Genomic DNA, 15,303 nt, shown 5'->3' on the forward strand with positions numbered 1-15,303 from the left:
CGGTCGGTGTGTCGGTATCTTCTATGCTTCAGGTTTTACACAATTCAACCCACCACGGCTATTACATAGTCGATAGCGAACAAGTCCCGCCCAATAGGTGTAGGCTTCCTCCACATCATTCCATTCGTTGGTCATTCCACTCAGGTTTTTGGTGCCCCCACGCCGATCGACGGCTAGAGCCAGAATCTTCCCGGATTGTGAGTCAGTGACCTTGGCTTCCAAACCGGCCGTCCCCACAAAGCCCGGCTTGCCTCCTACGACGAGGCCTTTGACGCCAGTCAAGATCCTGGTTTGAGGAATAATGGAAGTCACGGTATCCATGACCGGGGATGATGCTTCAGCTTCAGTAATAGCGACGGCTATACGCATGACTCCAGGACCAGGTTGGGAGACCATCGTATAATCCAGGCTCAGTGCGTCATGCAGTTGGCCATAAAGGAAATCGGTTAACATTCGGAGATCTTCAGGAGCCACATCTTGTGTTTCTTTGTCTTTCCAGACCGTCACGGAATCAATCATGACTTTGTCGTAGGAACGCCAGTCTGTATCCGGATTGATGTAACGAAGGAGTGCCTCGTTGTCCTTACCTTCTGTGAGCATGGCCTGTTCACCGCCACTCAGAAAACCGGTTTTGACCACATCTCTCCGTTGTTGAGTGCCCGCGCACCCTTGTAAGAGAAAAAGAAAGATGGCCAAGATCATGGATGTTCTCAGAAAATTCGTCTTCATAAATTCATTCCTCCTTTATTGATAAGAAAAATAAGTACGTTTTGCATTTTAGAAGAATGCCAGGCTAGCAATTTTGGAGAAACTTTCCAATAAGGGAATCAGGGAACGTATGGCCCTTCCATTATTCCCGACAGTTGTTATCGGGAATTCATCTGCTGTTCTTTTTTCAGATGGATACCTGCCACAGACACGCAGGTATGACGAAAGAGGGATGGATCCCCGCCCCTGCCAACGACTGCAGGGGCAGGCTCAACCACTGGCGGGGATGACCGAAGGGAGCGGTCATGCCCAAAGGTGTTTATCGGGCATCCATCCGCTCAGGCCATAATTATATGCCGCTAACAAGCCTCTAAATTTCGACTTTTTAATCTGGGGAAAACTGCTAAAAATGACAGTGGTCGCAATAAACATTTGGCAGAAAAAAAGACCTCTTGAGGCGATGGTATATGGCTACGGACTGAATACTTGAGCTATGCTGGCACAAGGTATCCATGAATATATTTGATGAGACCGCAAAGACAGGGCCTCATTTATCCTGCCCGTGAAGCTTGGCCTCGCATGGACGCGTTGTCGTGCTTCAGAGGGCAAGGTGAAGGCGGGGAGCAGGCATCCAGAAGGTATCTTTTGGCTTGGTGAATTATCAGGAGGGAGGAAACGCATGACCAGATGGGCGACACAATACTCCTATCCCGTGAGAGACCATTGCGGATGGACATTGTGGCTGGGGATATGGTCCCTGGCGATCGTGATGATGATCCCGTGGCTCTTGAGTCTGAGTTCAGCGGTGGCGGCAACCGGGGAAGGGAGGTTGGAGAAGCAGAAACCCACGATACTGCGTCTGAGTCTTGATGATGCCCTTGCCATGTTTCTGCGTCAAAATCTGGATCTTCTTAAAACCAAATATGGCATTGATGCCGCAAAGGCCCAACAGATCACCGCCGGCCTGTTCCCAAACCCCGAACTCTCCATCAATACCCTCAGCGCCTACACACAGGATTGTAACCTGAGTAAATGCGGAGGGATTATGCCGGTTATCAGTCAACTTTTTCTGGTGGCCGGTAAACGCGGGTTCCGTGTTGAAAGTGCGGAGTTCGGGACACAATCGGCCGAAGCCAGTTTTGAAGACACTCTTCGACAACTTGGTTTTGCCGTGAAGGATGCCTACTATCGGGTGCAGGTGGGGCGTCGCCTTCTGGCGGATGATGAACAGAGGTCGAGCCGGATCAATGGTGCGATCGAAAAACTCATTGGTGCACCCTCAAAAATACAAGATCCGGAGGATGTAATCCGCCTCCAAATTCGAGCGGTGAAAACACAGGGGGATATCATCCGGGATATTCAACAGATTGATTCGGACAGGTCCGATCTCCTCCTGCTCTTGACCCTCCCTCCGGAAACTGAATTAGTGCTGACGACGGATCTGATATTTCAGCCGATCGACCCCGATATTGTGGCTTTGAAGAAGCGCGTGGAAGATGCCAGACCGGATCTTCGCGCCAAGCGTCTGCTGTTGGCCAAGCGCCGTTCAGAATCGAAGCTCGCCATAGCGAACCAGTATCCGGACGTGACGGTGGACCTCGGGTACAATGTCCAGGGACCTCAAGGGCCTGACAACCAGCAACAATGGACCATCAATTTGGGCATGCCTATTCCCGTGTTCGATAGAAATCAGGGAGGCATCAAGGAAGCGGCTACCAAAGTGCATATAGCAGAAGCCGACCTGCGCAAGACCCTCAATGAAGTGCATCACCAAATTAACACAGTCTATCGGCATTTAGGCCAAAGTCGTCTGCTAGTCGAAACCTACCGCGCGGGTGCCTTCGAGGCCACCCAGGCGCTGTTGGATAGGGTCGAGAATGACTTCCAATCGGGAGAGACCACGATTCTACACCTGCTCGATGCCTTTCAGACAAAAATAGATATAGACAAAGCCTACATCAACGCCCTCTACGAATATCAACGCGATATCCTTCTTCTCGAAAGTGCCGTCGGGCAGCCAATCAGCTAAAGATCCCGGCCTATGATTTGTTCCCAATATTTCCGTTGCTTTTTTTCAGGCTTACGCGACCACGCAAGGCCAATGCCGGCGATTCGATTATTTATGCAGGCATGTATCATCATGGGTTTTCTTAGCTTGGTAGAAGTGGGAACCGTCGGAAGCGCGACGGCGGGAGAACAGGAAAACAGGCCTGCAAGTGGGAAGTCTGCGGTCCAGCGTCTGAGCCTGGATGACGCCATTGCCTTGTTTCTCCGTCAAAATCTGGATCTCCTTACGACCAAATATGGGATCGATACCGCTAAGGCCCAAAGAATTACCGCCGGGCTCTTCCCGAACCCCGAGTTCTCAATCAATACCCTGAGTTCCTACACACAAAATTGTCAACTCTCTGATTGTGGAGCGATTAGCTCCGTTCTGAGCCAACTCTTTGTTGTGGCCGGCAAACGCGGGTTTCGTATTGAAAGTGCGGAGTTCGGCATGCAATCAGCCGAAGCCGGGTTTGAAGACTCCCTTCGCCAACTCAGTTTCGCCGTGAAGGATGCGTATTTCCGCGTTCAGGTTGCGCGTCGTCATCTGGCTTTCGATAAAGAAACTCGCGAGCACCTCTCTGGTGTGGTGAAAAAAATGATGGATGAGTCACAACGGATCGGCTACGGCAAAGATCTCATCCGCCTGAAAATTCAACTGGTGGATGCACAAGATGGGTTGATCCGTGATTTGCAGCAAATCGAATCCGATACCGCCGACCTTCTTTTGCTTTTATCTCTCCCCCCGGAAACTGAATTAGACCTGACGACGGACCTGACGTTTCTTCCCATTGCCCCTGATATACACGCATTGAAGTCAGGAATTGAGCATTCGCGCCCGGACGTTCGGGCTAAGCGTCTATTGTATGCGAAGCGTCGCGCCGAATTGAAACTCGCGTTCGCTATTCAGTATCCGGATGTGACGGTGGATCTCGGCTTCATGGTCCAGGGAGCCAAAGGGCCTGACAACCAACAGCAATGGACCTTTAACGTGGGCATGCCCCTTCCCGTGTTCGACCGAAATCAGGGCGGCATACAGGAAGCCGCCACCGTCGTTCACATAGCCGAGGCCGACCTGCGCCAGACTCTCAATGAGGCGCATGCTCAAGTCGATTTGGCCTATCGTCATCTGGTCCAAAGTCGTCGGTTAGTGGAAGCCTATCGTGCCAAGGCATTGGGTGCCGCTCAGTCCCTGTTTGATACCGTGAAGAAATCGTACGAATCCGGGGACACCGCGATTCTGTCCTTCCTTGATGCCCGTCAGACGAGAAACGATATTCAAGAGGCCTACCTGGATGCTCTCTACCACTATCAACGTGATATCCTTCTCCTCGAAAGTGCGGCCGGACAAACAATTAGCTGAAAAATATGGTGTGATCACGATTCAATTCTTCTTGACTTTTTCATGGGCTTTGCTAAAACTCTTTCATCTGTTTTTTTAGCCTCGATCGCCCGTGTCCTGAGCCTATAACCCGGAGTATTCCCTTTCTCAAGCGATGACTCGCATAATTGCCATCACCAATCAAAAAGGCGGGAGTGGGAAAACGACAACCGCCGTGAATCTTGCCGCGACATTGGGCGAGCTCAAGCGTCGAGTGTTGCTGGTGGACCTTGATCCGCAGGCCTCAGCCTCCAACTGGTTTGGGATTGCTGAAGAGGGGAAAGGGCTCTTCGAGGCCTTTACCGAATCGAGAAATCTCAAGGATCTCATCCATCAGACCTGTGTGCCTTTGGTTGAGATGATCCCTTCCTCCGCCTGGCTGGTGGGAGTGGATAAGGCGTTGGCCGGGGAAGTCGGGGCAGAGATGATTCTCAACCGGCATCTCGCTGACCTGTCTGATCAATGGGATTATATTCTTCTTGATTGTTCGCCCACGCTTGGCATTGTCACCATTAATGCGTTGGTCGCAGCCAAAGAAATTCTCATTCCTGTAGAGGCCCATGTGATGGCCTTGCGCGGATTGGCTCATTTGCTTCAAACGGTCGAGACGATTCGTGTCAGATTGAATTCGGATTTAGCGATTTCGGGGATTCTGGCCTGTCGGGTCGATGCTCGCACGCGGCATGCCTTAGAAGTGGTTGCCCAACTTCGGGAGCGTTTTGGCAAGCAGGTGTTTCAGGTCGTGGTGAGAGAAAGTATTCGGTTAGCGGAATGTCCATCATTTGGAAAACCCGTGACCCTTTATGATCCACAGGGGAATGGCGCCAAAGACTATCGGGATTTGGCAAAAGAAGTGAAAAGACAGGAAAGCCGATCAGGAGTATAAGGGGGAGAGCATGTTCGCTGTTTTGCAAAGGAGATCGGGCTGATGAGCAAACGAAGCACCATCGGGACCAATCCACTGGATGAGATCATTCCCAATCCATTGGAGGATGCGATACCTGAGCAACATCAAGGTTCAGAACCATCAGCGCTTCAAGACGTTGGGAAGCCGGAAAACGGAAAAAGGCCTGCCGGGCAGGAATCTGTGCGAGGTCGCGTTCTTCATGACAAAAAAGAGGGGACACGGCTTCGTGCGGTTTCACGGGATGCCGGGTCTCAACGGAAATCCAAGAGCCCCCAGGATGGTCCTGGATCAGTAGCTCAATTAAACATAGAGGTGATTCCGGCGACCGGTCAATTATCGGAACGTCTTGTCGAACTCGAAGAGGAGAATCTATGCCTGAAGTGGGCATTGGGAGTGATTCTCGCGCCTCTCGTTCTGTTAGCCTTATTGGGGTAGGCCCCATTGGATCGGATTGCACTCTCCGGCCGATTAAAGGGGGAGGAATGTGTATATGATCTTCCTCGAGAAAAACCTACCAAACCTTTTTGAAATGGCCTAGGCATGCAGGAGACTTCAGCTCATAGGTAGGTTGGGTAAATAACGTCAGCCCTTTGTATCGATTCTGCTCTAAACGGTATCTACTTCCCATTGATTTCGGGCTTTCAAGAACTTTGATGACAACTATTAGCATGGGAAGGTGCTCCCGGTGCAGATACATTGTTTCCGACTCCAAGAGAAGGGTTTGCTTCAACTGACCGAGGAAAGACCTTCGGCATCATGGCTTGGGGATGGGATCGTCCGTTTATTGGATATTGATAATCCCGACTATACCAAAGAGCTGCCTGAGCTTCTTGCCCCCTTGAACCTGGATGACGCTTTGCTGGACAAAGTCAAATCTCAAACCGGGGGTGTCAGTGTGGAAACCTTCTCGCACGCCTTGTTTCTTCGATTTCCACGCCCGGCCTTACATGATTTTAAGGATCCCTATATTACCGCGATCTGTGTGAGAGAAACCCTCATTGTCCTTCACCATGAACTCTATTTGCCCCCGGACCAAATTCTCGCGAGGATCGATCGGTTCGGCGGGATCGGAACCAGCACCATCACGGACCTGCTTCTCCATATTCTGTTATTGGGCATTAACCGTGATATCGAATTGTATCAGCAAACTCGACAAATGATTGCCGAATTGTCAAATGACTTTGACCAGTGTCTCAACGCCGAAGTCCTCAATGATATTCAGAATCTGACCAATCACGTGAGCCGCCTCCAATCAACGACCGAAGATCGTCTTATTCTTATGGGAAGTTTACTCACGTTGAAATCTTCTTTATTGGATTTGCATGAAGTACGATTGTATTTTAAAGAAGCCATGAACGAATTAAACCAGATGCAGCGTTGGCTGGAACGTTTGGAGGGTCGGCTCAACGGATTATCCCAACACTACAATTTGTCACTCCAGAACAGTACGAACAACCGGCTCCGAATCCTGACGGTGATTTCGGCCATCTTTATGCCACTGACCCTCATTGCCGGCATTTACGGCATGAACTTCCCAAATATGCCGGAACTTCAGATGCCCTACGGGTATTTTATCCTTCTTAGTCTCATGGCCGTGCTTGGCGGGGGATTGGGAATATTTTTCTATGTACGGGGCTGGTTTGATTAAAGGCCTCTTTCGAGTTGTTTTGAACTCCTGAAAAAATCGTCGGGAGTCTTTTATGGCTCCCTCCAGGAAAATTCCTGCCCTCACGAATTCTTTGTGAAATTTCACCGATACAGCTATTTCAGGTCATCCGCCGTTTGGTCAGGGAAAGATTCCCACCTCATGGAATAGAGGTTCGGAACGAGGACTAGCCATTCCTCATCGGCAAACCTATTTGTCAGGGGATGAATCCTCGCCCGGTTCTTTGGCCGTTTTTTCTTTGGGTTGTGGGTTGTCTTCAAGTATCGATGCGAACTCATCCCAGGAAATGGCGCCGTCCTGATCCTTGTCGAGTGCCTTTAAGACGCCTTCCACCCATAAAGTTCGGGTCAGGAAATTTCCTACCTTGGCATCTGTGAGGAGTTGCTCCAACGCGAATGCACCGATCCTTAAATCCTGGCCATCGATGGAATCGTAGTGGTCAAAGCCTTTACGAAAATTACCCTCAAATTTCTCCTTGACCAGCCGACGAATTTTTTTTGTCAACTCCTCCTCTTCTGCTCCCACTGCATCTCCTTTCTATCGATTGCAGGGCTTGGTTTCCGCATCACCCTGGTGCGGGGTTTTTCGAAACTCGAACATAAAACCATCAGGGGTTTTCAGCCGGAGTGCATCCCCCCGGAAGGTATAGTCAAGGCGAATACGTTCCTCTCCTGGCGATGCGGTCAAAAGGAGAGCGTGGCCTTGAATGAGATAGGTTCCTGAATGGCAAACGCCTTCAGGTTCGAGCCAACTGAATGTCCCATTCTGGTCCAGGACCAACCTGACATTCCTGCCTGTGTTGGAGGCCAGCGCCCCGGAAAAAAAAGGAGAAGGATGGGTAATCTCAGTGCTTCCCCACGATCCCGTCAATAGGAGGTCTTGCGAAACACAGGCAAAAATCCCGACCGCGCAGCATACGGTGAACGTCAACCAGAGTCGGCCAAGCACACCTGTCCTCGTCGGTTGGGGTTCATCATTCATTCTCAAAGCAGATCGTTTTTGCCTCTGGGTTTAATTATCTCTGTGAGAAAAAACGTGTCCAGAGCGGGGCGAGGAACCAGAAGGCAATCGCGCCATTGACGTTGTTGAAAGAGATGAGAATGGCACCTATCGCGAAAATTGGTGCGGGGTACATGGCCCACAAGTTCGGGTTCGTCCAGAGCTTGGGAGCACCCTCCAGATGCCAATCGCGTTTGGCCGCCACATACTGGTGGAGGATCAGTAAGGAAAAACTGGCCAGACCAAGCGTTGAGGAGAAAATTATGACCGCAACGGCATCTTCTTCGTAATGTCCGAGCAACGAGGCCGCGTAAGGAATGAGCGAGACAAACATCAGATGAACAAAGTTCAACCAGAATGTCTTTTCATCGCATTTATCAAGGTGCTTGAGAATCCAAAAATTCCTCATCCACAGAAACGCCGCCATATAAAAACTGAGTATCCAGGCAGCAAAATTCGGGATCTGTTCCTGCAGGTCGATAAGAAGCTGCCCTGTGGTCAGTCCCGGAGTTTCAGGCACCTTCAGATCCAGCACCAGAAGGGTGATCACGATTGCGTACACGCCGTCAGTGAGGGCATTGAGCCGTTCCAGTGAGGTGAGATGGCCTAAAAATATGCCTCGACTCCAATTTCTCATGAGCCTGTGTTGTCCTTGAAAATGAGTGGATGCTCACATCTCTTTTGTCTCAAGTATCAAGAAGTGTGAGTGACGTATTGTGCGACGTTGAAGTGATTGCCCGGCATGACAACCCATGAAACCTTCCAATGCAATGTTGAAAATATTACCTCATAGAAGACCGGGAGTGCCACTCCGGCCGTTTGCTCATTTGCCGGTCACTCCCGAATTACGTCGGAATAGACATGGAGGAACAGCATGAGAATCAAATAAGTGGGAATAGCGTGAAGAGTCCAATGCAGGAAGAGGCGATTTTATAAACGACGCTTCAGAGTTGGTCGGGCGTTTGGACCGAAAGCGCGGACAAACCTCTGGACGTGCCGTTCAGAGACCTCAATGTGCTCTTTTAGAAAGATCCACGGCACTTCTTGAGAACAGGGTGTCTCGTCAATGATCCGTCATCAGGAGAGAAATGGTTCGTGCCCTTTGTCAAAAGGGGTTTCATTTCGAAGACCGGTCCGTATGTTTTCCTCCTTCATCGGAATTCGATCACCAGGTTTTTGTTCGATCCATGTCCCGGGCTTATCCGGGACGGAATTGCGTTTCCCATTTTAAACCAATACACCGATGATCGGCAGATGGCCTGACGGGCCTTGGTGGACCAAATGCGTTTCTATGGGAAAGCGTATTCCATCAATGTGATGTTTGCCTGGATCATCTCTCCGATAAATCGGCAATATGAAATTCATCTATCCGAGGATTCGGACATCGACACATCGCGGCTATGCGTGTGAGACGGATAAACGGTCTTCCAATCCTTTTTCATATCTACCACCGTCCACCCTTTGTCTTTCGCTTCGTCCAGTGCCTTATCCAGATGGCCGATGGATGATTTGCGGTCATAGGCCCATTCACGCTCAGCGTCCGAGTGGTGAATGAGAGCCATGAAGCGCGCTCCGTTCCCGCTTGCCGTCCACTGGAGCATTTGAAGATCGCCGTCTGAGTTGCCGAAGGCGAGAATAGGCCTCCGGCCGATGTGTGTCTGAATGCCGACAGGTTTGCCGTCCTTGTCGTCAATGAAATTGATTTCAGGAATTTTGACGAGTACCGGATGCCCATCGCGCAACGCATATTTCAGCTTGCCGCTACTGCCGACGACCTGTTCGGGTGGGATTCCATATACGCGCTCCGTCCACGGCCGCATGAACTCGATGCCGCCGCCGGAAACAATGAACGTCTTGAAACCATTCGTCCGAAGATACGCCAGCAACTCCAACATAGGCTGATACACCATTTCAGTGAATAAACGTTCGGTCTTGGGATGCTTCGCGGTCGCAATCCAATCTTTCACGGTTGTTTCGAACTCACCCGTCGTCATCCCCGCATGGGTGGCCATGATGATTTTGAGGATTGCGTGTTCACCGCCTGCCAGAGCGCCCCTTACATCCCCTTTGAGCAGAGAGGCGAACGGCTCTGTGGTTTTCCATTCGGGATGTTGTGGCGCGAGTGCTTTGACGCGGTCAAGCGCAAAGAACAATTGGAAGTACATGGGCTGTTCCGCCCAAAGCGTGCCATCGTTGTCAAACACTGCGATACGAGCAGCCTCAGGGACAAAGTCGGGGCCTGGTGTGATGACACGATTGACAAAGTTCACGACGGCCTGTTTGTTCACGCCGTCGTTCCAGGATGGGAGCTCATCTGCGGCATAGATCAGGGTTGCGGGGAAAAGAGCAATGAAAAAAAACACGGCGGCAACAAAAGTAGGGGTGCGGTTCGTTTTCATCCGGAGTTCCTTTCTATGATTGAAGTCGTGTTTCGACGACGTTCCCTTGATCAGGTGCACATATGGAACCGAAGGCCACCGAGGCACCAGATGGCCAATCCGGTGTGAAGGAGAGCTGACGGCCATATACCGTTGTCGGTCAGTCCGAGGCCCTTGCCGGCATAGAGGAAGACTCCGACGGCGCCAACGTTGTAGAGCAACATGTCTGTCACCAACCCTTTTGCCGCCCGGCTCTGTCCGTCATCCCGCGCAAACCAACAGGCAACATCAAGTGAAAGGAGCGGGGCTCCTCCAATGCGAGCGATAATGAGACCGCCGTCTGTATCGAGGGAAGTACCAACCAGAATCATAGTCGTTGCCGACAGGGCGAGGATTACCGATAAACCAGTCCCTGCCTCAAGCATCCGCTGTCATGATGAACAGAGATCAGAGTTGCACCGTGAGTCTTCCCATGTGTGTAATGGTTTAGCCCGCATCCGCCGGTTTGGCGGATGCGGGCGGGTAAGCTGATTCAGCTTGTCATGGTATCGGGCACTACTTGCTGCCTACGCCCATTTGAAGTGTCTCCAATACCTGGTCGATTGTGAAGCTGGCCGCCTTTTGACGGGGCGGAAAGTCTTTGAAGGTCCCCATGAACCTCCCGACATAATCCTGTGCTGGTAGCAGGAGGTAGGCATGATCGATATACCAGTCCCAGTATGTGTTGGACGTAATCGGTGCCCGTTCGTATGGGTCCATTCGTAGGTTGATGAGCAAGGGAATCCGGGTCTTCACGAAAGGCTCGCTCCAGACCGCTAGGGTACCAGTCGCCCGCTGCTGAGCAAAGATTACCTTCCAGTTGTCATAGCGCAAACCTGTCAAATCCCCATCGTCAGAGAAGTAGAGGAATGAGTCGCGTGCGCTCTTCTTCTGCTGGCCAGTGAGGTATGGTAACTGGTTAAAGCCGTCCAGATGTACTTTGTACGTCATTTTCCCAATCTGGTAGCCCTGCTTCAATTTTTCCTTGATGTCGGGTTCGCCGGCGGCGGCCAAGAGGGTCGGTGCCCAATCAAGGTGGGATATGATGTCGTTGGACACGGTGCCGGGCTGAATGTGGCCGGGCCAGCGCACCATGGCGGGAACGCGATAGGCTCCTTCCCAGTTGGAGTTCTTCTCGTTGCGGAAAGGCGTCATTGCGGCATCAGGCCAGGAATTCATGTGTGGCCCGTTGTCGGTGCTATACATGACAAGGGTGTTGTCGCTAAGACCCAATTCATCGAGTTTGTCGAGTACGGTGCCGACATTCTTGTCGTGATCAATCATCGTGTCGTGGTATTCACTCTGCCATCGTCCGGACTGGCCCACACTCTCCGGCTTGGGATGGGTGCGGAAATGCATGTGAGTAAAATTGACCCAGACAAACATCGGCTTGCCGGCCTTGGCCTGTTTCTCGATGAACTCTGCTGCACGGGCGGCAATGTCGTCGTCGATTGTTTCCATACGCTTCTTGGTAAGAGGACCAGTATCCTCGATTTTCTGGGTGCCGTCAGAATTGGCAAAGCTATGAATCACCCCGCGCGGACCGAATTTCTTGCGGAAGTTGGGGAAGTCGGACTCTTTAGGATAATCGGGATGTTCCGGCTCCTCTTCGGCATTCAGGTGATACAGGTTCCCATAAAACTCATCGAAGCCATGGGCGGTGGGGAGATGCTCGTCCTTGTCTCCCAGGTGATTCTTCCCGAATTGGCCGGTGGCATACCCCTGCGCCTTTAGCAACCTGGCGATGGACGGGTCTTCCTTCCTCATGCCGATGGGGGCGCCCGGCATGCCGACCTTGCTCAAGCCCGTACGAAAAACGTTCTGGCCGGTGATAAAGGCCGAACGCCCGGCGGTGCAGCTTTGCTCGGCGTAATAGTCGGTGAACATCATACCCTCTTTCGCGACACGATCAATGTTGGGCGTCTGGTAGCCCATCATGCCTCGTGAGTAGGCGCTGACATTGCTTTGTCCAATATCGTCGCCCCAGATGATGATGATGTTGGGTTTTGTTTCAGCAGCTTGTGCTGTCGCCAGTCCGCTCAATGTTAGCACGACGGCCAGCCTGAAAACGGTCAGTAATGGTTTCATTGCTGCGGTCCTCCTTTCTGTGAAGTTTGGGGGTAATTTTTTGTGGACTGTTTTGGGCAGATAAATGGCGTCATTATCTTGTCGCGTTCTTGTCCTCCTGCGGGTAACCGCCGCCTCCTGTCTCAAAAATTTAGAGCGGGCTTGCGAAAATTTGCTAAAACCCGATTTGCTTGATGAGGAGTACGGAAAAAATATAACTCAAAAAGGTGGCTCGACTCCATCTGCAAAAAAAATTTTTGTAATTAGGGGTAAAACACCAAAATGAGGGATCGATAAAACACATGCAGTAAACTGAGCCAGAGGATGTTCTCCTTCCCTCATGTCATAGATTCCGTTCGTCAGGGCCAACATTCGTTGCAGTGCACTGGTTCGATTTCAGAAAAGGCCTTTTCTTTTTTAAAATTTTATAAAAACAGCGCAGGATACCCCTCAGCTTGCTGAGAGGGGAGGAATGCGCAATTAATTGTAATTAGACAACACATATAAAAGATGCCCCCCAGCTTACTGGGGGGAGCTTCACCTAGCCCATTCTATTAAAAATATAGGTTCAATCGGCGATGGCTATCTTGTGTCTGGCGATTGCCTGGCCCCTCTCCTCCGCGGCTTTGTCGGTCTGTTTCATTTCCTTCAAATCGATGGTCACTTTGTGAATCGATCCAGAAAACCGATAGGGCGCCGGAATGCCGTAGTCCTCAACAACAGGCGTTTCTCCATCCTCACCCACATCTGCTCCTTCGTCAGCCGAAAAGATCATGCCTTGCGTGTGTTCAATCCGTCCTTGGGCAACCTTCTTGTCATTAACGAAAATTGTCCCCGTTCCTCCCTTGCCCAAACCTCCCCCGTCATACGCGAACTCAAAGCGGATCGACGCCTTCCCGGCAGGCAGCGAATCATCAGCCGCAATGGTAAAGCGCATCAAGCCAAGGAAGTTGTAGGTATAGGTCGGTTTGCCTTCCTTCAGATACAGGCTCCAGCCACCGAACCGGCCTGCCTGAGCAAGAACCACTCCATTGACGCTCCCCTCCGGAATCTCCACGTCAGCCGTGATGGTATGTGATCGGTTTTTGGTGTTGATGAAGACATTTTCCGACATGCCCGTCATCCCCTCGTACACGGCGAGTGACGTCCGTCCGGCCATGAGATCCGGTCTGCCGGCAAGGGCTGGATTAACGCGCTCGATCGTTCGATCATCAATCGGAAGCACGTGATACTTCACCGCTTCCTTTAAGAACAGGTCCTGCAACTCTTTGAGTTTGGCGGGGTGCTTGTCGGCCAGGTCATTGATCAAACTGAAGTCGGTCCGCGTGTCGTAGAGTTCCCATTTATCCTCTTGAAGAGGCCTGCGGGGCTTCAATTCCCATGGCGCTCGATGCAGCGTGCTCGCCAACCACCCGTCATGATAGATCGCACGATTGCCGAATATTTCGAAGTACTGGGTCTGGTGGCGGTCTCGCGCCATATCGTCATGAAAGCTGTAGAGCAGGCTCACGCCTTCGATGGGAGTTTGAGGAATGCCGTTTACCGCTGTCGGTTCCGGCAAGCGGGCGGCTTCCAGGACTGTTGGAGCGATATCGATCACATGATGCCACTGCGTGCGCAACTCGCCCTTTGCCTTCACCGACTTTGGCCAATGGATGATCATCCCGTTCCGCGTTCCCCCGTAGCTTGAGGCAACCTGCTTGGTCCAGGTGAACGGGGTATCTCCCGCAACGGCCCATCCGGCGGCATAATGGTTATAGGTCGTTGGGCCCCCGAGCGTATCATAATGTTTCAGGATATCCTTGACCTTCTCCTGTAGCCCGTTAAAATAAGTCATCTCATTGAACATGCCGTTCATCCCGCCTTCTGCACTCGCCCCGTTGTCGCCGAGGATGTAGAAGACGAGGGTATTGTCGAGCTGTCCCATGTCATTAATGGCGTCAATGAGCCGTCCGACCTCGGTATCCGTGTATTCGGCAAAACCGGCAAAAACCTCCATTTGGCGGGTGAAGAGCTTCTTTTCATCCGCAGTCAAATTGTCCCAATCCTTAATGGCTTCCGGTTTCGGCGCAAGCGTCGTGCCCTCAGGTACGACGCCCAGCTTGATCTGACGAGCCAGCGTCTCCTCTCGCACCTTATCCCACCCCTGGTCGAACCTGCCCTTGTTTTTTGCGATCCATTCCTGAGGCACATGATGCGGGGCGTGCGTGGCTCCAGGTGCAAAGTACATAAAAAACGGTTTGTCAGGGGTCAGTGACTTTTGAAATCGCATCCACTTGATGGCCTGGTCGGTCATGTCGGTCATGAAATGGTAGTTGGGATCTTTCGATACTTCGACTTTAGTCATCCCATCGTAGACAGCCGGTGACCACTGGTTTGTCTCCCCGCCCATGAATCCGTAGAACTTATCGAACCCGCTCCGGGTTGGCCAGCGGTCGGTCGGTCCGGATGGACTGACTTCCCAGGCGGCGGTCTCGTGATTTTTCCCGAATTGTGCGGTGGAGTATCCGTTGTATCGGAGCATCATGGCCAATGGAGCCACACTCTCCGGCCGTTGGCCGGTATTTCCTGGGAAGGCCGTCGCGGTTTCCATAATCGATCCCGTGTTGGTCATGTGGTGATTCCGGCCCGTCAGAAGCGCGGCCCGGGTCGGAGAGCAGAGTGCTGTGGTATGGAAATGGTTATACCGGAGACCATTATTAGCCAACCGGTCCGCGGTCGGCATGGGAATGGGCCCCCCGAAAGCGCTGGACTGGCCAAATCCCAAATCGTCGATCAGCACGATGAGCACGTTGGGAGCGTCTTCGGGCGCTTTCACTTGAAATCGCGGAGGGGCGGTCGCCTTGCGGACATCCAGCTCCGTGATCGGAGGGTATTCCGGCTCATGAATCGGTAGTATTGTCCGATCAAGCTGAAATTCAGCCGCTGCACCCAGCGGAAGGGATAAAACCGCCAGAATGGCGAGGGAAACACGAAGTACACCCTTCATTATTTTCTCCTTTTCTCATTCATGTCATAGGTTGGTATCTTCATTTTTCATGATCTTCTTGCTTAGGGTTTTCGTCTGATGCCTGTCGTGTCGGCATATGATCGCTCATCATGCTCTTAAGAT

General features: G+C 51.7%; 13 protein-coding genes. 5 read left to right on the top strand and 8 right to left on the bottom strand.

The window, feature by feature from the left end; all coding sequences use genetic code 11:
- Positions 1-21 precede the first annotated feature (21 nt).
- Positions 22-729 (bottom strand): DUF3313 domain-containing protein, encoded by a 708-nt coding sequence (locus ACTRXD_RS17995; RefSeq protein WP_442433162.1) that lies wholly within the window; start codon positions 727-729, stop codon positions 22-24.
- 658 nt (positions 730-1,387) lie between these two features.
- On the opposite strand from ACTRXD_RS17995, the gene ACTRXD_RS18000 reads away from it, so the two are divergent.
- The 5 genes from ACTRXD_RS18000 to ACTRXD_RS18020 all read left to right on the top strand — a co-directional run bounded on the left by ACTRXD_RS18000 (position 1,388) and on the right by ACTRXD_RS18020 (position 6,690).
- Positions 1,388-2,737: a TolC family protein gene (locus ACTRXD_RS18000; protein WP_442433163.1), complete on the top strand. Its 1,350-nt coding sequence runs from the start codon at positions 1,388-1,390 to the stop codon at positions 2,735-2,737.
- Between the two features lie 111 nt (positions 2,738-2,848).
- Positions 2,849-4,117, top strand: a complete 1,269-nt coding sequence (locus ACTRXD_RS18005; RefSeq protein WP_442433164.1) for a TolC family protein — start codon at positions 2,849-2,851, stop codon at positions 4,115-4,117.
- A gap of 133 nt (positions 4,118-4,250) precedes the next feature.
- Positions 4,251-5,021 (top strand): ParA family protein, encoded by a 771-nt coding sequence (locus ACTRXD_RS18010; RefSeq protein ID WP_442433165.1) that lies wholly within the window; start codon positions 4,251-4,253, stop codon positions 5,019-5,021.
- A gap of 42 nt (positions 5,022-5,063) precedes the next feature.
- Complete coding sequence (locus tag ACTRXD_RS18015) at positions 5,064-5,477, top strand: hypothetical protein (protein ID WP_442433166.1); 414 nt, start codon at positions 5,064-5,066, stop codon at positions 5,475-5,477.
- A gap of 250 nt (positions 5,478-5,727) precedes the next feature.
- Complete coding sequence (locus ACTRXD_RS18020) at positions 5,728-6,690, top strand: magnesium transporter CorA family protein (protein WP_442433167.1); 963 nt, start codon at positions 5,728-5,730, stop codon at positions 6,688-6,690.
- Positions 6,691-6,897: 207 nt separating this feature from the next.
- On the opposite strand, the gene ACTRXD_RS18025 is transcribed toward ACTRXD_RS18020, so the two are convergent.
- The 7 genes from ACTRXD_RS18025 to ACTRXD_RS18055 all read right to left on the bottom strand — a co-directional run bounded on the left by ACTRXD_RS18025 (position 6,898) and on the right by ACTRXD_RS18055 (position 15,180).
- A complete protein-coding gene (locus ACTRXD_RS18025; protein WP_442433168.1) occupies positions 6,898-7,233 on the bottom strand; it encodes an EF-hand domain-containing protein in 336 nt (111 codons plus the stop codon).
- 12 nt (positions 7,234-7,245) lie between these two features.
- Complete coding sequence (locus tag ACTRXD_RS18030) at positions 7,246-7,689, bottom strand: hypothetical protein (protein WP_442433169.1); 444 nt, start codon at positions 7,687-7,689, stop codon at positions 7,246-7,248.
- A gap of 34 nt (positions 7,690-7,723) precedes the next feature.
- Positions 7,724-8,344, bottom strand: a complete 621-nt coding sequence (locus ACTRXD_RS18035; protein WP_442433170.1) for a TMEM175 family protein — start codon at positions 8,342-8,344, stop codon at positions 7,724-7,726.
- 724 nt (positions 8,345-9,068) lie between these two features.
- Complete coding sequence (locus ACTRXD_RS18040; RefSeq protein WP_442433171.1) at positions 9,069-10,106, bottom strand: HAD family hydrolase; 1,038 nt, start codon at positions 10,104-10,106, stop codon at positions 9,069-9,071.
- Between the two features lie 50 nt (positions 10,107-10,156).
- Positions 10,157-10,510: a hypothetical protein gene (locus ACTRXD_RS18045; RefSeq protein ID WP_442433172.1), complete on the bottom strand. Its 354-nt coding sequence runs from the start codon at positions 10,508-10,510 to the stop codon at positions 10,157-10,159.
- A gap of 130 nt (positions 10,511-10,640) precedes the next feature.
- Entirely contained in the window at positions 10,641-12,212 is a 1,572-nt protein-coding gene (locus ACTRXD_RS18050) for an arylsulfatase (protein ID WP_442433173.1), read from the bottom strand.
- A gap of 547 nt (positions 12,213-12,759) precedes the next feature.
- Positions 12,760-15,180 carry an arylsulfatase gene (locus ACTRXD_RS18055; protein ID WP_442433174.1) on the bottom strand — a complete coding sequence of 807 codons (2,421 nt, stop codon included), beginning with the start codon at positions 15,178-15,180 and terminating at the stop codon, positions 12,760-12,762.
- Positions 15,181-15,303 lie beyond the last annotated feature (123 nt).

Source organism: Nitrospira sp. T9, from assembly GCF_052156535.1.
Taxonomy (GTDB): Bacteria; Nitrospirota; Nitrospiria; order Nitrospirales; family UBA8639; genus Nitrospira_E.